This window comes from Burkholderia sp. AU31624, from assembly GCF_020420065.1.
In the GTDB taxonomy this organism is placed as follows: domain Bacteria; phylum Pseudomonadota; class Gammaproteobacteria; order Burkholderiales; family Burkholderiaceae; genus Burkholderia.
On the sequence record NZ_JAIZRT010000001.1, the window covers coordinates 859,342 to 877,554 of the forward strand.

Annotated in this window: 15 protein-coding genes; 7 read left to right on the top strand and 8 right to left on the bottom strand. The window is 67.4% G+C overall.

Translation table 11 applies throughout. From position 1 onward, the window contains the following. Nucleotides 1-26: 26 nt before the first annotated feature. The 3 genes from mauD to LGM89_RS04010 are packed head-to-tail and all read right to left on the bottom strand — an operon-like array spanning nucleotide 27 to nucleotide 2,375. Complete coding sequence (gene mauD / locus LGM89_RS04000) at nucleotides 27-659, bottom strand: methylamine dehydrogenase accessory protein MauD (protein ID WP_175012455.1); 633 nt, start codon at nucleotides 657-659, stop codon at nucleotides 27-29. Next, a complete protein-coding gene (locus LGM89_RS04005) occupies nucleotides 656-1,210 on the bottom strand; it encodes a MauE/DoxX family redox-associated membrane protein (protein WP_226272344.1) in 555 nt (184 codons plus the stop codon). Before LGM89_RS04005 ends, mauD begins: the two co-directional genes overlap by 4 nt. 7 nt (nucleotides 1,211-1,217) lie before the next feature. Continuing rightward, nucleotides 1,218-2,375, bottom strand: a complete 1,158-nt coding sequence (locus tag LGM89_RS04010; protein ID WP_226272345.1) for an amine dehydrogenase large subunit — start codon at nucleotides 2,373-2,375, stop codon at nucleotides 1,218-1,220. Nucleotides 2,376-2,619: 244 nt separating this feature from the next. Here LGM89_RS04010 and LGM89_RS04015 point away from each other — a divergent pair, with 244 nt between their 5' ends. The 5 genes from LGM89_RS04015 (at nucleotide 2,620) to LGM89_RS04035 (ending at nucleotide 8,700) form a co-directional block, all read left to right on the top strand. Next, nucleotides 2,620-3,582 carry a helix-turn-helix domain-containing protein gene (locus LGM89_RS04015; RefSeq protein WP_226272346.1) on the top strand — a complete coding sequence of 321 codons (963 nt, stop codon included), beginning with the start codon at nucleotides 2,620-2,622 and terminating at the stop codon, nucleotides 3,580-3,582. 142 nt (nucleotides 3,583-3,724) lie between these two features. Next, nucleotides 3,725-4,669 carry a GlxA family transcriptional regulator gene (locus LGM89_RS04020; RefSeq protein WP_089441811.1) on the top strand — a complete coding sequence of 315 codons (945 nt, stop codon included), beginning with the start codon at nucleotides 3,725-3,727 and terminating at the stop codon, nucleotides 4,667-4,669. A gap of 489 nt (nucleotides 4,670-5,158) precedes the next feature. Then, nucleotides 5,159-6,871, top strand: a complete 1,713-nt coding sequence (locus LGM89_RS04025) for a peptidase (protein WP_226272347.1) — start codon at nucleotides 5,159-5,161, stop codon at nucleotides 6,869-6,871. A gap of 79 nt (nucleotides 6,872-6,950) precedes the next feature. After that, nucleotides 6,951-8,204 carry a M20/M25/M40 family metallo-hydrolase gene (locus LGM89_RS04030; RefSeq protein ID WP_226272348.1) on the top strand — a complete coding sequence of 418 codons (1,254 nt, stop codon included), beginning with the start codon at nucleotides 6,951-6,953 and terminating at the stop codon, nucleotides 8,202-8,204. Nucleotides 8,205-8,331: 127 nt separating this feature from the next. Next, nucleotides 8,332-8,700, top strand: a complete 369-nt coding sequence (locus LGM89_RS04035) for a YbjQ family protein (RefSeq protein ID WP_069252350.1) — start codon at nucleotides 8,332-8,334, stop codon at nucleotides 8,698-8,700. A 58-nt stretch (nucleotides 8,701-8,758) separates the two neighbouring features. On the opposite strand, the gene LGM89_RS04040 is transcribed toward LGM89_RS04035, so the two are convergent. From LGM89_RS04040 to betC, 5 genes are all read right to left on the bottom strand, one after another. Continuing rightward, nucleotides 8,759-10,009: an MFS transporter gene (locus LGM89_RS04040; protein WP_226272349.1), complete on the bottom strand. Its 1,251-nt coding sequence runs from the start codon at nucleotides 10,007-10,009 to the stop codon at nucleotides 8,759-8,761. 227 nt (nucleotides 10,010-10,236) lie between these two features. Next, the gene (cysS, locus tag LGM89_RS04045) at nucleotides 10,237-11,649 is read right to left on the bottom strand and encodes a cysteine--tRNA ligase (protein ID WP_226272350.1); all 1,413 of its coding nucleotides are present in this window, start codon (nucleotides 11,647-11,649) and stop codon (nucleotides 10,237-10,239) included. 373 nt (nucleotides 11,650-12,022) lie between these two features. After that, a complete protein-coding gene (locus tag LGM89_RS04050; RefSeq protein ID WP_089496359.1) occupies nucleotides 12,023-13,162 on the bottom strand; it encodes a porin in 1,140 nt (379 codons plus the stop codon). 259 nt (nucleotides 13,163-13,421) lie between these two features. Beyond that, complete coding sequence (gene choX, locus LGM89_RS04055) at nucleotides 13,422-14,390, bottom strand: choline ABC transporter substrate-binding protein (protein WP_226272351.1); 969 nt, start codon at nucleotides 14,388-14,390, stop codon at nucleotides 13,422-13,424. A gap of 45 nt (nucleotides 14,391-14,435) precedes the next feature. Next, entirely contained in the window at nucleotides 14,436-15,971 is a 1,536-nt protein-coding gene (betC, locus tag LGM89_RS04060; RefSeq protein ID WP_226272352.1) for a choline-sulfatase, read from the bottom strand. Nucleotides 15,972-16,245: 274 nt separating this feature from the next. Here betC and LGM89_RS04065 point away from each other — a divergent pair, with 274 nt between their 5' ends. After that, nucleotides 16,246-17,151, top strand: a complete 906-nt coding sequence (locus LGM89_RS04065) for a choline sulfate utilization transcriptional regulator (protein ID WP_089496356.1) — start codon at nucleotides 16,246-16,248, stop codon at nucleotides 17,149-17,151. Between the two features lie 169 nt (nucleotides 17,152-17,320). Continuing rightward, nucleotides 17,321-18,205: a formyltetrahydrofolate deformylase gene (gene purU / locus LGM89_RS04070; RefSeq protein ID WP_089496355.1), complete on the top strand. Its 885-nt coding sequence runs from the start codon at nucleotides 17,321-17,323 to the stop codon at nucleotides 18,203-18,205. The last annotated feature ends 8 nt before the right edge of the window (nucleotides 18,206-18,213 follow it).

The following is an 18,213-nucleotide window of genomic DNA, read 5'->3' on the forward strand; positions in this document are numbered from 1 at the left end:
CTTGAGTTTGAAAGAGGGTCGGCCGGTCATGCGTGCTGCGCGTGCGCGTCGTGGTCGTGGCCGTGATCGCCGTGCACGAACTGCTGCAGCGATGCGACGCCGCGCTCCTTCGCTTCGAACAGGCTCTCGAGATGCTCGCGCGTATTGACGAGCCCCTTCGCGCGCACCGTGCCGGTTTCGTCGAGCAGCACCGCGTACGGCAGCTTGCCGATCTGGTACGCGAGGCCGAGCTCCTGCGACAGCACGTACGGGAAGCGCCCGAGGTCGTGCTTGCGCGCGAAGCGCGTGTGTTCGTCGATATCGCCGTCGCTCGCGAGCACGATGTTCACCGGCGTCGCTTCGCTCGCCTGCAGCGACGGCAGCAGCGGCAGCAACTTCTTGCAGACGGGGCACGTCGGCGACAGGAAGAACAGCAGCGTCGCCTTGCCCGACGCATCGAAGCCGCCGACCTTCACCTGCGCGCCGCGAATGTCGGTCAGTTCGAACGTCGGCGCGATCGCGCCGACCGCCGGCCCCTTGTCGATCATCAATGCGCCGGCCGGCATGATGCGTTCGTACAGGATGCCGATCTGGCGCACGAGCGCGAGACAGATCGCGCCGAGCGCGAGGACGGCCACCCACAGCAGGGCGGTGGAAACGGTGAGAGCGGTTTGCATCATGAATTCCTCAGGTGGGAAAGGCGCGGGGCGTTGGCGAGCAGCACGTCGACGGTGAGCAGCGCGCAGACGATCAGCAGCACGGAGAAGAACAGCGTCAGGTAGTCGAACCACACGACCGCGCGTGCGCCCGGCTCGACGAGCGCGGTCGCGGCCAGCGCGGCGAGCAGCAGCGCGCGGCCGACGTGCAGCCAGCCGATGCCGCGCGGCGCATCCGCGCGCGCCGCCGCGAAGCCGGAACAGCCGCAGTCGATGTCGGTATGGCCGCGCAGGAGATTGATCGCAATTGCGACGGCGAAGGCCACGAGCAACGCGATCAGGCCGATCGCGCCGGCCGTGCGCGTATCGGGAAACAGCAACGCCGCGGCGCCGATCGCTTCCGCGAGCGGAATCGCGAACGCGACGGGCGCGGTCAGCGCGTCGGGCAGCAGCCGGTAGCCGGCGAGCGCCTGGCTGAACGCGGCGGGCCGCCGCATCTTCGCGAACGCGCCGAGCAGCACGACGACGGCGGCGCCGGCCTGCGCGCTGGTGGCAAGTACGGGATCGAGTGTCATCGCGGCCTCACGGGTTGACGAGCAGCGACGACGTGTTGCCGATCTGCTTCTCGACGTGCTGCAGCTTGCCGGTGCGCGCATCCATCACGACGAGGTCGGACGTCGCCGTCAGCCCGTACAACAGCGGCTTGTCGTCCTCGCTGACCTGGATCGACACGAGCGGATCGATCTTCTGCTGCGCGAGATCCCAGCGGGCGACACGCTGCTTCGACTTCAGGTCGACCACCCACACCTGCGTGCCGGGATCCTTGTGCGAGCCGTCGCCGCCCTTGTGCATCAGCACGTAGTAGCGGTTCTGCCGGGCCTGCACGGCCGTCTGCTGCATGCCGCCCGGGCGCCAGCCTTCGGCGCGCTCGGCATCCGTCACGAGCGGCCACGGCTTGCCGAACGCGGGCTGGTCGCCGCTGAAATCCGCGCTGCGCACGTTGCCGCCATACGTCGTGAACAGATAGTCGCCGTGGTAGCGCGACGCGTTCACGAACGCCGGATCCTTGTCGACGTCGATGAACGCCTCCGACATCGTGCGTTTCGCTTCCTTGCCGTTCGCATCGAGCGTGACGGTCAGTGCCTTGCCGCTTTCGCACAACGCGGTGAAGCGGTCGTTGCCCGACGGATACGCGAGCACGCAGGCCGCCGTGTCGATCTCCGACAGCACCTGTTTCGACACCGCGTCGATCACCGTCACCGAGGCCGCCGGCGTGATGTTCGCGACGTACAGCCGCTTGCCGTTCGCGCTGAACGCGGTGTTGTACGGCGACGGCACATGCTGCGCATGCTTTGCCGGAATCACGATCTCGCCCGCATGATCGAGCGTCGTGTTGTCGGTCATCTCGACGACGTCGGTGCGCGTGCCGTGCGAGCCGCGCGAGAAGTAGGTCGTCGCGACGAAGCTCGTCTTGTGGTCGGGCGAAATCGCGAAGCCGGGGCCGAAGCCGCCGTCGATCTGGCCGAGCAGTTTCTTCGCATCGGCGTCGTATACGTAGATGCGTCCGTCGGTCATCGACGGCATCGAGATGTCGACGATATAGACCTCGTGCGGATGCCATGGCGGCATCTTCTGCACGACCAGTTCCTCCGGCTTTTCCGTCGCGTTCGCGCTGCCGGCCCATGCCGCCGCGAACGCCAGCGTCGCCGCGAGCACCGCGGTTCGTCGCCTTGTCCTCATGTCGCCTCCAGTTGGGGAATCACGTGATGTGGGGCGACTGTAGTTCGACAATAAATCCGGTCAGCACCCGGACCGGCACCGCGTGCATGCCGATTCGGGATATTGGAAAACCGCCTGAAAGCCGCGCCGGCCGGACGCTTCCGACCCTCTGACCCATGCGCGCGAAATAGCGCTCCCCCTTATTGCGCCGACCACGCGGTCGGTTTAATCTTGCGCGGTCCTGATCGATGCACCCGGAGGCGCCGTGTTCGTGATTCACGAGAGGTTCGACGACGCGGACCGGCATGCCGAGGCGCTGCGCGGCTGGAACCAGCGCTACGACCAGATCGGCTCCGGCGCGTATCGCAGCGCGGTCAAGCATGCGGTGCTGGACGGCATGCAGCTGTTCCAGGAAACCGCCAACGTGCGCATCATCCAGCGCGGAAGACTGCCGCACGACCATACGGTGTTCGGCATGCCGCTCACCGGCTCGGGTGCATTCGCATTCGGCGGTGCGCGCATCGAGCGCGGCACGATGGTGATGGCGCGCGGCGGTGCGCCGTTCGAGCTGCATTCGCCCGACGACATGTCGCTGATCGGTGTCGTCGCCGATCGCGCGCTGATGCAGCAGGTCGAGGATGCCGCCGATGTGCGCGTCGACGAAGCCACGTTGCGGCGCGGTGTCGTCGACATGCCCACCGCCGCGCTGATGCGCGCGAGCGTGCAGGTCGCCACGCAACTCGAGCGCGTGCTGGCGGCGCCCGATGCCTACCGCGACGCACGCGCACAGCGCGAACTGCGCGGCGAGATCGGCAACGTGCTCGTCGATCTCCTCACGTACCGGATTCCCGAGCCTTCGAACCGTCTCACGCACGCCTGTCGCGCCGACATCGTACGCCGCGTGCACGACTACGTGATCGGCCATCCCGAAGCGCCGGTCGACGTGCTGAGCCTGTGCACGCAATTGCGCGTGAGCCGGCGCACGATGCAGAACAGCTTCCAGTCGGTCGTGCAGACCAGCCCGTTGAACTACGTGCGCTCGCTGCGCCTGTCGCAAGTGCGGCGGATGCTGCTCGATACACGGCAGGCCGACCTGCCGATCAGCGACGCGGCGGCGCGCTGGGGCTTCATGCATCTCGGGCATTTCGCGAACGCGTACAAGGCGCAGTTCGGCGAGTTGCCGTCGACCACCGCGCGCCGGGCCGTGCGCGACGCAAAAACGCGCTGAGCCCGCGCAAAACCCGCGATAATCTCCCGCTGACCGTTCGGCGTGCGCGAACCGGCCGCGGCGCCAGCCCGTCCGCCCGCCCGCCCGCCGCCCGCCGCCCCGCACGATGCGCGACGACCACCGGATTCCATCTCCTGCCCCGATGCCCGAGGATTTCCATTTCCTGCTGCTGCCCGGCTTCTCCGCCCTCGGCTTCATGTCCGCGGTCGAGCCGCTGCGCGTCGCGAACCGCTTTCGCACCGAGCTCTATCGCTGGCACGTGATCAGCGCCGACGGCGCGCCCGTCGCCGCGAGCAACGGCATTCCGGTTGCCGCCGAGGCCGCGTGCGCGGAGGTCGACAAGGTCGAGACGGTGTTCGTCGTCGCGGGTTTCGATCCGCTCGTGTGCTACACCCGCGCGATCGGCGACTGGCTGCGCCGCCAGCACCGTCATGGTGCAACGCTCGGCGGCATCGACACGGGCAGCTTCGTGCTCGCGGAAGCCGGGCTGTTCGACGCATCGCAGCCGCTCACGCTGCACTGGGAAGCACTGGCCGCGTTCCGCGAACGCTACCCCGGGCTGAACGCGACGCAGGAGCTGTTCGAGATCGACGACCGGCGCATCACGTGCGCGGGCGGCACCGCGTCGATCGACATGATGCTCGACCTGATCGGGCGGCGGCACGGCGCCGATCTCGCGGCGGCGATCTCCGAGCAGTTCGTCGTCAGCCGGATCCGGCAGCGCTCCGACAGCCAGCGGCTCGAGATCGCCGCGCGCTACGGCGTGCACAACCGCAAGCTGATCCAGGTGATCGGCACGATGCAGCGGCACATGGAAAACCCGCTCGGCTCCGATGCGCTCGCGCAGGAGGTGTCGATCACGCGGCGCCAGCTCGAACGGCTGTTCAGCGCGACGCTGAACGACACGCCGACGCACTTCTACCTGAACCTGCGCCTCGATCGCGCGCGTGAACTGCTGCAGCAGACGGACATGAGCATCACGTCGGTTTGCGTCGCATGCGGGTTCGAATCGCCGTCGCATTTCTCGCGCACGTATCGCACGCGATTCGGGCTGAGCCCGCGCAACGACCGGCGCGCGACGCGCTGATCGTCGCCGGTTTCACGCACAATCCGGCGCGGAATTGCGCGTTCGGGCAGCGATTCCCGCCGCTCGCTGAACAATGCCGGCGATTGATCGACGGACCGAAGCGGTCGTCGAAAATAAATTGGAATGTCGTTGAAAATATTCTGTAACATACCAAAAAAAGTTAGATAGGCAGCCTAACGACATGCATGCCGCATCGCGACGTGCGTCGCGCCACGCGGGCTGCCACCGATATCGATCCGATCCGAGGGGTATGACATGACGATGCTCGCTTCGCCGTCGCCGCACCTGCCTGCCGTTCGCTTCTTCTCCCGCTTCTCCCCCTCTTCGCCTGCCTGTTTCTTTTCGACCTGACATTTAGGGTTCCTTAGTCAGTCGACGCTCCCAACACCGCTTCGCCGCACCGGCGCCATCGCGCCGGCGCGCGGGCCGTGTCGTGCCTGCGCGCCACGAACGCGCGGGCGTATCCAACCGTTGAGATGAGGATCACGTATGCAGACATCACGCAAAGCACTGCCGCTCGCCCTGGGTCTCGCGCTCGGTTTCGGCATCGTCGGCGGCACCGCGGCCGATACGAAAGTGTCGAACCCGCAAGCAACGAGCCTGCGCGAAAGCCTGACGCGCGGCGTCGCGCCGCCGGCCGCCAAGGCCGATACGGCCGCCGGGCAGTTCCGCGCGGACGGCGTCGCCGTCACGCTCTACAACCCCGCGTATCGCGCGAAGAAAACCGCCACGACGCCCGCCGCCACCGCGCGCGACTTCGTCGCGTCGCAAGCCGCGCAGCTCGGGCTCGACGCGACCGCGCTCGCGAGCCTCGTCGTCACGTCGGAACGCAGCGATGCCGACTTCACCGTCGTGCGCCTGCAGCAGCAGGCGGCCGGCTTGCCCGTGTACGGCAGCGATATCGCGGTGACGGTCGCGAAGGACGGCCGCATCCTGTACGTCGCGAGCAACACGATCAACGGCGTGGTCGCGACGTCGCGCAAGTCGCAGGCCGTCGACCAGCAGCAGGCGCTCGACCGCGCCCGCGCGTATCTCGGCGTGAGCGGCTTCACGAACCTCGATGCGCAGCTCGTCGCGTTCGTCGACAAGACCGGCACGCATACCGCGTGGAAAGTGCGCGGCCGCCCGAACGACGGCCCGAAAGGCGACTGGGAACTGCTGATCGACTCGGGCAGCGGCGACGTGCTGCGCGCCGAGGACAAGGCGTTCTACGCGACCGACGGCACGGGCTTCGTGTTCCGGCCCGACCCGCTGTCGCCGACCAGGAGCAGCTACGGCAGCACGGGATTCAAGGACAACAACGACGCTGACTCTTCGCAGCTCACCGCTGCACGCGTGCGCGTGACCTTGAAGGATCTCGCGCAGTCGGGCGGGCGCTACACGCTGACGGGCCCGTACGCGTCGTGCATCGATTTCGACGCGCCGCTCGACAAGGCGTGCCCCGTGCAGTCGACGCCCGCATTCGAGTTCACGCGCGGCAACCTGTATTTCGAGGCCGTGAACGCGTACTACCACATCGACACATTCCTGCGTTACGTGAACCAGACGCTCGGCATCAAGGCGCTGCCGTACCAGTACACAGGCGGCGTGCAGTACGACCCGCACGGCGAATCGGGCGACGACAACTCGTCGTACTCGTCGAGCAGCGGCCGGCTGACCTTCGGGCAAGGCGGCGTCGACGATGCGGAGGATGCGGACGTCGTGATCCACGAGCTCGGCCACGGCATCCACGACTGGGTGACGAACGGCGGCCTGTCGCAGCAGGAAGGACTGTCGGAAGGCACCGGCGACTATCTCGCCGCCGCGTACAGCCGCGACTTCAACCAGTGGATCCCGTCGGACGCGCAATACCACTGGGTCTACAACTGGGACGGCCACAACGAGTTCTGGGGCGGCCGCGTGACCAACTGGAATGTCGGGCGCACTTACGCGCAGGCACGCGGCGCGGAGATCCATACGGCCGGCCAGTACTGGGCGTCGTGCAACCTCGTCGCACGCGACGCGATCGGCGCGCAGGCGATGGACAAGGCGTTCCTGAAAGGGTTGTCGATGACCAACAGCTCGACCAACCAGAAGGCTGCCGCGCAGGCCGTGCTGACGGCAGCGTCCGCGCTCGGCTACAGCAGCGCGCAGCTCACCGCGATCGGCAATGCGTACAACCAGAGTTGCACGTACGGCGTGACCGTACCGAAGAAGTCGTAATTCCGCAGCAGGCGGGGGCGCCTCGCACGACCTGCGGCGCGCCCTCTTCCTCGACATCGCCATCCTCACGAGATCGAACATGCCTACTCTGAAACTGACCCGCCTGAGCGCCGCGCTGGGCGGCATGCTGCTGACCGCCGCCGCACACGCGACGCCGGTGTGGATCACACTCGGCGACGCTGCGTTCCGCCAGTTGCAACGCATCGACGCCGGCGCCACCGCGCAATACAGCACGACCCTCGACGCCGGCAAGACGGCCGACGGCGCCGCGCGCCGCGAAACCGTTCACGTCGTCGAAATCGACGATTCACGGCTGGGCGAGCTGGCCCATGCCGTCCACCATACGCGCGGCCACGGGCCCGGCTATGTCGTGCACGACTCGTTCGACGACGCGCGCCAGGCACTGCAGCCGTTGCCGCCGACGCTCGCGAAACAGGCCGCCGCCTCCGTGTACAAGGTATCGAACGCGCCGCAGATCGGCACGTGGATCCAGCAGCTGCAGGCCAGCAACATCGTCGGCACCATCACGTCGCTGTCCGGTTTCACGAACCGCTACTACACGACGTCGCACGGCGTCGCCGCATCGGACTGGCTCGCACTGCAGTGGAAGCAGCTGGCGGGCTCGCGCGCCGACATCACCGTCGAACAGTTCGCGCACACCGGCTTTTCGCAGAAATCCGTGATCCTGACGATTCGCGGCAGCGATCCGGCCGCGGGCACCGTCGTGCTGGGCGGCCACCTCGATTCGACGGTCGGCCGCACGACGGAGAACACGCGCTCGCCCGGCGCGGATGACGATGCGTCGGGCATCGCCAGCCTCACCGAAGCGCTGCGCGTGCTGCTGGCGAACAACTACAAGCCGAAGCGCACGATCAAGTTCGTCGGGTACGCAGCCGAGGAAGCCGGGCTGCTCGGCTCGAAAGCGATCGCGAAGCAGTTCCGCGCGCAGAATGCGAACGTGGTCGGCGTGCTGCAGCTCGACATGACGAACTACAAGGGCGATCCGAAGGATATCTACCTGATCACCGACTACACGAACGCGTCGCAGAACACCTACCTGACGAATCTGGCGAAGACCTACCTGCCGGAACTCGCGATCGGCACGTCGCAGTGCGGGTATGCGTGCTCGGATCACGCGTCGTGGAATGCGCAAGGGTATCCGGCGTCGTTCCCGTTCGAGGCCGACCAGAACGACAGCCCGTATATCCACACCGTGAACGACACGCTGGAGAATTCGGATCGGCAGGCGAATCACGCGCTGAAGTTCGGCAAGCTGGCGCTGGCCTACGCGGTCGATCTCGGCGGAAACGGCAGCGCGACCGTCAAGCGTTGACCCGGCGACGGCCGGGGGCGGTGGAACGGGCGCGTGGTGCGGGCGCGCCCGTTCGAACCCGGCCGAACCCGTTTGCCGTTCCGGATAGAATCGTCATTCGCTCACTTCAGCAACACGGTGCAATGCCATGACCGATATCTCCCGCTCGTTCGACGATCTCACGCCCGAACGCGTCACGACCGCATTCGACCTGCCCGGCCACACGACCGTCCGCTCGCTCGGCGTCGCACAGGGGATCATCGTGCGCTCGCGCTCGATCGTCGGCTCGTTCGGCGCGTCGCTGCAAACCCTCTTCGGCGGCAACATCACGCTGTATACGTCGCTGTGCGAGAAGGCGCGCCAGCAGGCGTTCGACAAGATGCTCGGCGACGCGCGCAAGCTCGGCGCGAATGCGATCGTCGCGATGCGCTACGACTCGACCGAGATCGGGGCGGGCGTCACGGAAGTCATCTGCTACGGCACGGCCGTGCGGGTCGCGCGCGACGCCGGCGCCTGACCGTCAACCGTTACGCGCCGGCCGCCCACACGATCGCAGAAACGGCGTCGGTATCGCTTCAGTGCTCTCGTTCCAGCGAAGTCATGTTTCGCAGTTGCGGAAACAGCCGCATCCACGTGAGCGCGACCGCAATCGTCGCGGCGCCACCCACGACGATTGCCGCGGGCGCGCCCCACCAAGCGGCCGTCACGCCCGACTCGAATTCGCCGAGCTGGTTCGACGTACCGATGAACAGCGAATTGACCGCGCTCACGCGCCCGAGCATGTCGTCGGGCGTGCGCAGTTGCACGAGCGACAGCCGCACGACGACGCTGACGACGTCCGACGCGCCGAGTAAGGCCAGCGCCACGAGCGACAGCGCGAAGTGCCGCGACAACCCGAACACGATCGTCGCGATGCCGAATGCGATCACGCCGCCGAACATCGCGCGGCCCGGCCGCCCCTTCAGCGGGAAGCGCGTGAGCCACAGCGTGCCCGCGAGCGCGCCAACCGCGGGCGCCGCGCGCAGCGCACCGAGCCCCCACGGCCCGACCTGCAGGATGTCGCGCGCGTAGATCGGCAGCAGCGCGGTCGCGCCACCGAACAGCACCGCGAACAGGTCGAGCGACAGCGCGCCGAGAATCGCCGGCTCGCGCCGGATGAACGCGATCCCCGAAAACACCGAGCGCAGCGTGACCGGCTCGCGGGCGGGCGGCGCACTGCGCAGCGGAATCGTGCCGCTCAGCACCGCCGCGATCGCGAAGGCGACGACGCTCGTGCCGAACGCCGCGGGCGCGCCCACGCCATACAGCAGGCCGCCGAATGCGGGCCCGAGGATCTGCGCGGCCTGGTTCGCCGATGTCGACAGCGCGGTTGCGCGCGGCAGATCGGTACGCGGCACGACGGCCGGCAGCAGCGACGACACCGACGGCGACTCGAACGCGCGGGCCGTGCCGACGATCGCCGCAAGCGCGTACACGGCCGGTGCGGCCAGCCACCCTTGCGTGGCACCGAGCAGGAACACGCCGGCGGCCAGCGCCTCGACGCCCTGGCAGATCGTCGCGATGCGCCGGCGATCGTAGCGGTCGGCCACCTGCCCGACGACGAGCGTCAACGCGAACATCGGCACGAACTGCGCGAGACCGACGAGGCCCAGCGCGAATGCACTGTGCGTGAGCGCGTAGACGTACCAGCCGATGGCAACCGACAGGATCTGGAACGCCAGGGAAGACATGACGCGCGTGCCCCAGAAACGCTGGAACGGGACATGGCGGAACAGGTTGGCGGGTAACGGGGATAAAGGGCTGGGGTCGGGCACGGAGTCGGTCATCGAGGTCTCGGCAGGCGGCGCTGCGCGCCGGTACCGTTCGGGAAACGACGGTGCACGCCGGTGCGTGCGCCCGACAACGGTGCAGGCGCGGCCAAAGCGCGATGATATGCCAACCGCGGAAAACGGGCCGTGGTCGGGGATGCTGACGATGCCGGCGGCCGCGCTGATCGCGGCCGCCGGATGGTGGCCCGGTTAAAGGATATACCGATGCAAGCGGCCCACGAGCTTCACTGCGGCGAGTCCCCCGTATCGCCAGAGCCCGCGGCAATGCCGAACAGACGTTGACCTTCCGGCGTGTCCTCGACTCTCCAGCCCTCGGCGCTCAACGCTGCCCGGATCCGGTCGGCCTGTGCCCAGTCCTTGTCCGCCCTCGCGCGCTCACGCTCACCGAGCAACCCACGGACATGGTCCGGCAGGTCGAACGCAACCGGCCGCCATTCGCGCAACCCGAGACCCAGCACCGCGTCGAAGCTGTCGACGGTCGCCTTCAACGTTGCAGGCGGCAGGTTGCTCCTGACGAGATCCCACAGCACCGCGAGCGCCCTCGGCAGGTTCAGGTCCTCGTTCACTTCGGCATCGAAGCGCGCGGCGAAATCCGCATCGACCTGCCCGCCGTCCGGCCAGCCGGCATGGAGGTGCCGCAGCCGATTCAGCGCGGTGTGTGCCGCGTCAAGCGACGCCCACGTGAAATGCAGCTTGCTTCGATAGTGGGCCGTCAGGCACAGGTACCGGTACGCGAGCGGATCGACACCGCGGCTCTGCAAGGTCTGCAGGCGAACGAAATCGCCGCTCGACTTCGACATCTTCGCATCGGCGTCGAGCGTCAGAAAGTGCCCGTGCATCCAGTAGTTCGCGAGGGACGTGCCGTGGGCCGCCCGCGTCTGCGCGATCTCGTTGCTGTGATGCACGGCGATATGATCCTCGCCGCCGCAATGGATATCGAACAACGTCCCGAGATACTTCGCCGACATCGCCGAGCATTCGATATGCCAGCCCGGAAAGCCGCGCCCCCACGGGCTGTCCCATTCCATTTGCCGCTTGACGCCGGCCGGGCTGAACTTCCACAACGCGAAATCCGTGATGCTCCGCTTCCCGCCCAATGCCACCCGCTTGCCCGCCTGCAACCCCGCGCGGTCCAGCCGCGCGAGATACCCGTAGTCGTCCTGCCGACTGGTGTCGAAGTAGAGGCCGTCGTCCGTCCGATAGACGTAGCCGCCCCGGTCGAGCGTTTCGATGAAGGCAATCTGTTCGGCGATGTGATCGGTGGCGCGGCACCACACCGTCGGCTCGAGCAGGTTGAGCGCGTGCCAGTCCCGGACGAACGCCTCGGTGTAGCGCCGCGCGATGGCCCACGCCGATTCGCCGGTCCGACGGCTGCCCTTCTCCATCTTGTCTTCGCCTTCGTCCGCATCCGACGTCAGGTGGCCGACGTCGGTGATATTGACGACGTGCCGGACCGCGTAGCCGTTGCGTTCCAGTACGCGGCGCAGGAAATCCTCGAACACGTAGGTTCTCAGGTTGCCGATGTGGGCATCGTCGTAAACCGTCGGGCCGCAGCAATACATGCCAACCTGCCCGGCCCGGATAGGCGTGAAGGGGCGCACGGTACGCGACCAGGTGTCATACAGCGCAAGCGACATCGAGTTTCTCCATCTGGAAAGTGTCGGCCCAAAAACAAAAAGGCCGCCTGTCTTGCATCACAGGCGGCCGGAAGGCGATTGCTTGAATGTTTAGCGAATTCGCTAGACGCAACTTCCCCCTGGCATGTTCTGACAACATGCACCGATGAACGAGGAGGGGGAAAGGGCGAGATCAAGCATGCGGACGATGCTAGCGCCTATAGACGGCAATGGTCAATACCATCCGAGCGCTTCTCCCCGGGCGGTGGCCACGCTGCCGGCACGGGCCGGACGGCTTTCATGCCCGCTCACGCCGGCAAAAAAAAGCGCGAACCGAGGTTCGCGCCAAAGAGAGACCGCTCGCTGAAGACGTCGCTGCCCCACCCCATCCCGCTCAGAACGAATGCCGCATCCCGATCCGCACGTCGGCCTGCGTCTGCGTCGTCGACGGCGTGAAGCTGTAGCCGATCACCGCATCGACGCCCTGCGATGCGCGCAGGTAATCGCCGGAGATGTAGATGTCGGTACGCTTCGAAAGCAGGTAGTGCAGGCCGGCCGTGCCCTGGTTCCAGTGGTGGCCTTCGAAGCGCGTGTGCTGGTAGCCCGCGATGAGGCTCAGCGCCGGCGTGAACTGGTACAGGCCGCCGCCTTCGTACACCTGCATGTGCGACGACTGGCCGAAGCCCTTGATCGTCGTGTACGAGTAGTTGGCGTCGAGCGTCAGCTTGCCGATCGTGTAGCTGGTGCCGATGCCGAACGTGCCCTGGCTGTCGACGTCCATCGCGGTGTTCGCGAACAGGTCGGTGCGGGCACCAGTCGCCGGATCGACGGTGACGGTCTGCTGGCCGAGGAACGTGTGCGTGCCGATCATCGCGTACGGGTCGAACGCATAGATGCCGTTCGGGTTGTTCAGGCGCGTATACGCGGCGCCGATCGAGAAGTCGCCCTTCGTGAAGCTCGCGCCCGCGCTCCAGGCGCTGTTGCGATGGAAGTTGCCTGCGACGTTGCCGAACGAGTACATCGCGCCGAACTTGAAGCCGCTCAGGTCGTTCGACAGGAACTTCACCGAGTTCGGCAGGCGGTCGCCGTTGAAGCGGTCGAAGTCGCCCTGGTGGATCGCATAGCCGCTGCCCCACGCGGAGATGTTGTAGATCGATACGAGCTCGTTCGTGATGTCGAGCTGGTTGCCGAACGACAGCGTGCCCCAGTCGTTCTGCAGGCCGACATACGCCTGGCGGCCGAACTCCGCGCCGCCGAAGCCGAGTTGCCCGTTGCCGAGGTGGAAGCCGCTCTCGAGGGTGAACACGGCCTTCAGGCCGCCGCCCAGGTCTTCGGTGCCCTTGAGGCCGAAGCGGTTTCCGTAGGCGACGCCGTCATCGAACTTGACCACGTGCGAACCGCCCGTGTTGTTCACGTACGTGATGCCCGCGTCGAGAATCCCGTACAGCGTCACGCTGCTTTGCGCATGCCCGATGGCGGGAATACAGGCCGCGCATGCAAGCGCGGCGGCTACGGCAACTTTCTTTTGCTTCATTGTCGACCACCCTCCCTGAACCGTTCGATGGATAGAATCTCGTCCCGGCGCGTGCCGCGATGCGCCGGTGGATTCGAATTCGGTACGCCCGCTGGCTTTGGTATTTCGTTTTCCGCAATAACGCAGCCATTGGCGAAAAATACAAACCCATATTTCGGGTCACCCGTCTGAAGGCGACACTAAATGGTCACGATGCGACGGATCGGGAAAACACGTAGACAGGCGGCACGGCAAAAACCGGCCGCCGGAAGGGAGGGAATCAGCGACCGTCGAGGGCCGCGCGCACGGCCGGCAGGCCCGGTGCGCCGGCCGCCGTCGTCACGCCGTCGAGCCAGCCGGCGACCAGCGCCGGGTCGGCCTTCAGCGCATGCTGCGCCGCGAGCACGGGCGACGTCTTGTGGTCGAGCATGTCGGCGATCATCTGGTTCTCGACGTCGACCGAGAACGTCATCTGCCGGAACAGCCGCGCGAGGTTCGCGCACTGGCCGGCGAACCCGGCACGCGTGACCGTGTTGACCGTCGCGCCGCCGTAGTTCGGACCGAAGTACGCATCGCCGCCCGACAGATACGTCAGATGGAACTTCGTGTTCATCAGATGCGGCTCCCATGCGAGAAACACGATCCAGCGCTTGTCGCGCACCGCGCGCTCGACCTGCGTGAGCATGCCCGTCTCGCTCGATTCAACGAGCGACCAGTTCGCCGCGCCGAGCGCATGGTCGGACAGCATCCGCTTGATGTTCTGGTTCGCGGGCGCGCCGGGCTCGATCCCGTAGATCTTGCCGCCGAAGCGGTCCGCGTAGCGCGCGAGATCGGCGAACGTATGCACGCCGGCGGCCGCCACGTAATCGGGCACCGCGAGCGTGAACTTCGCGCCGCTCAGGTTCGCGTGCAGCACGTCGATCGATTTCTCGTCGACGAAGGGCTTCACGAGCGGCGCCTGCGCGGGCATCCAGTTGCCGAGGAACACGTCGACCTGCCCTTTCTTGAGCCCCTGGTACGTGATCGGCACCGACAGGTTCGCCACGTCCTGCCGGTAGCCGAGCGCCTTCAGCACGACGCCCGCCATCGCGTTCGTCGCGTCGATGTCGGTCCAGCCGGGCGCCGCCATCTTCACGTCGCCGCACGACTGCGGGTCGGCCGCGTGCGCGACCGGCGTCGTCATCAGGCACGCGGCGGCGGCGAGCGCCGCGCCGATCCTTCGGATTGCTGCATTGCGTTGCCGTTTCATGGTTCGCTTCCTCCGTCGTTCTTCAATGATCGCGATGCGGTGCGCTCAGCGCCCGACTCGCGGAAACCGCGCCATTGCCTCGAGCGTGTCGAGCTCGATGTGATTGCGCATGTAGCGCTGGCTCGCGTCGGTGAACGGCTGCCAGTCCCACGCCTGAATGCGGCCCTGCGTCGTGGCCGCGTAATGGAAGCGCCGGCGGCGCTGGCTCGCGCGCACCTGCCGGTCCAGCTCGGGCAGGTTCCAGCGCTGCGCGGCCTGCGCGCGGAACGCGGCAAGCACGTCGGCCGCTTCCGGCGTGCCGGCCAGGTTCGTCAGCTCGCGCGGGTCGTCCGACAGGTTGTACAGCTGGTCGGGATCGAGCGGGCAATGCACGTACTTCCAGTCGCCGCTGCGGATCATCACGACCGGCGCGACCGCGCCTTCCGCCAGGTATTCGCCGAGCGCGACGTCGTGCGTCGGCGTGCCGTGCAGGTGCGGCACCAGGCTCGCGCCGTCGACCGGGTCGGGCCAGCCGCCGGCCGGTGCCGCGCCGGCGAGGTCGACGAGCGTCGGCAGCAGGTCGACGTGCGACACGGGCCCGCGCACGCGCGCGGCGTCGAAGCGGCCCGGCGCATGCACGATCAACGGCACGCGGCAGCCGCCTTCGAAGAACGTCATCTTGTACCAGAGCCCGCGTTCGCCGAGCATGTCGCCATGGTCGGACGTGACGATCACGATCGTATCGTCGGCGAATCCGCACTGTTCGAGCGCGGCCAGCACGCTGCCGAACTGCGTGTCGACATAGGACGTCGCGCCGTAGTAAGCGCGGCGCGCGGCGCGGATCTGCGCATCGGTGGGCGGCGTACGGTCGTTCTCGCAGACGAAGCGCAGCCGCTGCGAATGCGGTTCGCTTTCCGCCGCGTCGAGCCGCACGGCCGGCATGTCGATTTCTTCGTCGCTGTACAGATCCCAGTAGTCGCGCGTGATCGCATACGGGTCGTGCGGATGGGTCAGCGACACGACCATGCAGAACGGCCGCGCATCGTGCCCGGCCGCGCGCTCGCGCGCGACGTCGTACAGCTTCTGCTTCGCAGCGAACGTGACCTCGTCGTCGAAATCGAGCTGGTTCGTGCGCACGCACGGGCCGGCCTCCAGCACCGAACTCATGTTGTGATACCAGCTCGGCCGCTCGGTCGGGCTGTCCCAGTCGGGCACCCAGCCGAAATCGGCCGGATAGATGTCGGTCGTGAGGCGCTCCTCGAAGCCGTGCAGCTGGTCGGGCCCGCAGAAATGCATCTTGCCGGACAGCATCGTCCGGTAGCCGCCCGCGCGCAGGTAGTGCGCGAAGGTCAGCGTTTGCGCCGGCAATTCGGCGGCGTTATCGTAGGCGCCGATCCCCGACGGCAGCTTGCCTGTCAGCAGCGAGAAACGCGACGGCGCGCACAGCGGGCTCGCGCAGTACGCGGCGTCGAACACCACGCCTTGCGCGGCGAGACGGTCCAGCGTCGGCGTGCGCGCGACGCGATTGCCGTAGGCCGGCAGCGCGAACGGCGTGAGCTGGTCGGCCATCAGGATCAGGATGTTGGGTGTCGGGTTCGTCATCGGCTGTCGTGGGGAAAACGGTGTTCGAATGGAGCGGCGCGCCGCTCGCGCAGCGGGACGTCCGGCATGGCGGAGGCGGCTCGGCGAAAGTGCCGCACGGGCGGGCCGCGCTGGCTAGAATCGCGGAATGCGTGGCGCGGTGCCCGTGAAGCGGGCTTTGAAGCAGGCTTTGAGCAGGCCGCGAAACGCAGGTACCGCACCGTCCGAAGCACTATCCCCCACCCGAATTCGCGCGGGTAGGTGTCCAGCCCTTATGGGGCCATTAGAGAGACTTATGTCGAAATCCGAACCGTTACCGTCGATGCAGGCGCTGCGCGCGTTCGAATCGGCCGCCCGGCTCGCGAGCTTCACGGCCGCCGCGCGCGAGCTCGGCTCCACCCAGCCGGCCGTGAGCCAGCAGGTGTTCCAGCTCGAGGCCGAACTGGGCGTGCCGCTGTTCGAGCGCAGCCCGCGCGGCGTCACGCTGACGGCCGACGGCGAGTGCCTGTACGAAGCCGTGCGGCTGAGCCTCGACACGCTGCGCGGCGCGACCGCGACCCTGCGTGCGCGCCGCGAGCACGGTGCGCTCACGATCGTCACCGACTTCGGCTTCGCGACCTACTGGCTGATGCCGCGCCTGGCCGGGCTGAAGCGCGTGATGCCGGATGTCGACGTGCGCGTCGTCACGTCACAGGATTACGACGCGCAGCGCGACCATGGCGACATCGCGATCCTGTTCGGCGACGGCCACTGGCCGTCGTGCACCGCCGCGCGACTCTTTCCGGAATCGGTCACACCCGTCTGCTCGCCCGCGTTCCGCGACGCGCACCCGCACGTCGCGCGGGCCGAGCACTTGCTGGCCCTGCCGCTGCTGCACGTGCAGCCGACGCGCCCCGAGCGCTGGCTGTCGTGGTCCGGCTGGTTCGACGCGCACGGCCTCGATACGGCCGCCGCCGCGCGCGGCGTGACCTTCAACAGCTACGCGCTCGTGATCCATGCGGCACTGCTCGGCGAAGGCGTCGCGCTCGGCTGGTCGCCGCTCGTGGACGAACTCGTCGCGTCGGGGCAGCTCGTGAAGCCCGTCGACGCGCCGGTCGTCACGTCGCGCGGCTACTTCCTGGTGCGGCCGCCGCAGCGGCCCGAGCCGGACGCGACCCACGTGTTCCGGCGCTGGCTGCTCGACGCGTGCGCGAGCGCGTGACGGGCGCACCGCGCCCCCGCGTGCTGGCGCGCCGATACCAGCCACACGGCGCGTTGGTTCTATCCGCCTCGAAATCGTCCTGATTTACTTGAACCTCCCGCTACCCGCGCGGCGCGGCGCCTTCGTGCGCCGCCGCACGGCCGTGCGCCCATGCCATCCGAGGAGTCTCATGACCGCCGAGCACCGCCCCGATCAATTCGTCCTGACACTGTCGTGCCCGAGCGCGGCCGGCCAGGTCGCCGCCGTCGTCGGCTTTCTCGATCGCCATCGCTGCTATGTCGATGCGCTGAACGTGTTCGACGACGATCTCAGCAACCGCTTCTTCGTGCGCTGCGTCTTTCATCCGACGGATGAAACGCTGCAGATCGATGCGCTGCGCCACGAATTCGCACCAATCGCAGCCGGGCTCGGCGGCCAGCAGGGCGACATGCAATGGGCGATCCACGACGTGAACGCGCGGCCCAAGGTGCTGATCATGGTGTCGAAGCTCGAGCACTGCCTCGCGGACCTGCTGTTCCGCTGGCGGATGGGCGAGCTGAAGATGGACATCGTCGGCATCGTGTCGAACCATCCGGATTTCGAACCGCTCGCCGCGCAGCACGGGCTGCCGTTCCGCCACTTCCCGATCACGGCCGAGACGAAGGCGCAGCAGGAAGCGCAGTGGCTCGACTTCTTCGAGACGAGCGGCGCCGAACTCGTGATCCTCGCGCGCTACATGCAGGTGCTGTCGCAGGAGACGAGCGCGAAGCTCGCGAACCGCGCGATCAACATCCATCATTCGTTCCTGCCCGGCTTCAAGGGCGCGAAGCCGTATCACCAGGCGCATGCGCGCGGCGTGAAGCTGATCGGCGCGACCGCGCACTTCGTCACCGACGATCTCGACGAAGGCCCGATCATCGAGCAGGTCGTCGAGCGCGTCGATCATGCACTGCGGCCGGAGCAGCTGCTCGCGGTCGGGCGCGATGTCGAATCGCTCACGCTCGCACGCGCGGTGAAGGCGTTCATCGAGCGGCGCGTGTTCCTGAACGGGGATCGGACGGTGGTGTTTTCGTAAGCGAAAAG

Excerpts from the sequence above, each read along its gene's own strand:
- cysS (WP_226272350.1), bottom strand. The coding sequence starts at position 11,649 with ATGTCGCTTGCGCTGTATGACACCTGGTCGCGTACCGTGCGCCCCTTC.
- LGM89_RS04065 (WP_089496356.1), top strand. The coding sequence starts at position 16,246 with ATGTCGAAATCCGAACCGTTACCGTCGATGCAGGCGCTGCGCGCGTTC.
- LGM89_RS04030 (WP_226272348.1), top strand. The coding sequence starts at position 6,951 with ATGCCTACTCTGAAACTGACCCGCCTGAGCGCCGCGCTGGGCGGCATG.
- LGM89_RS04020 (WP_089441811.1), top strand. The coding sequence starts at position 3,725 with ATGCCCGAGGATTTCCATTTCCTGCTGCTGCCCGGCTTCTCCGCCCTC.
- LGM89_RS04035 (WP_069252350.1), top strand. The coding sequence starts at position 8,332 with ATGACCGATATCTCCCGCTCGTTCGACGATCTCACGCCCGAACGCGTC.
- purU (WP_089496355.1), top strand. The coding sequence starts at position 17,321 with ATGACCGCCGAGCACCGCCCCGATCAATTCGTCCTGACACTGTCGTGC.
- LGM89_RS04050 (WP_089496359.1), bottom strand. The coding sequence starts at position 13,162 with ATGAAGCAAAAGAAAGTTGCCGTAGCCGCCGCGCTTGCATGCGCGGCC.
- LGM89_RS04005 (WP_226272344.1), bottom strand. The coding sequence starts at position 1,210 with ATGACACTCGATCCCGTACTTGCCACCAGCGCGCAGGCCGGCGCCGCC.
- LGM89_RS04025 (WP_226272347.1), top strand. The coding sequence starts at position 5,159 with ATGCAGACATCACGCAAAGCACTGCCGCTCGCCCTGGGTCTCGCGCTC.
- betC (WP_226272352.1), bottom strand. The coding sequence starts at position 15,971 with ATGACGAACCCGACACCCAACATCCTGATCCTGATGGCCGACCAGCTC.
- LGM89_RS04040 (WP_226272349.1), bottom strand. The coding sequence starts at position 10,009 with ATGACCGACTCCGTGCCCGACCCCAGCCCTTTATCCCCGTTACCCGCC.
- mauD (WP_175012455.1), bottom strand. The coding sequence starts at position 659 with ATGATGCAAACCGCTCTCACCGTTTCCACCGCCCTGCTGTGGGTGGCC.
- choX (WP_226272351.1), bottom strand. The coding sequence starts at position 14,390 with ATGAAACGGCAACGCAATGCAGCAATCCGAAGGATCGGCGCGGCGCTC.
- LGM89_RS04010 (WP_226272345.1), bottom strand. The coding sequence starts at position 2,375 with ATGAGGACAAGGCGACGAACCGCGGTGCTCGCGGCGACGCTGGCGTTC.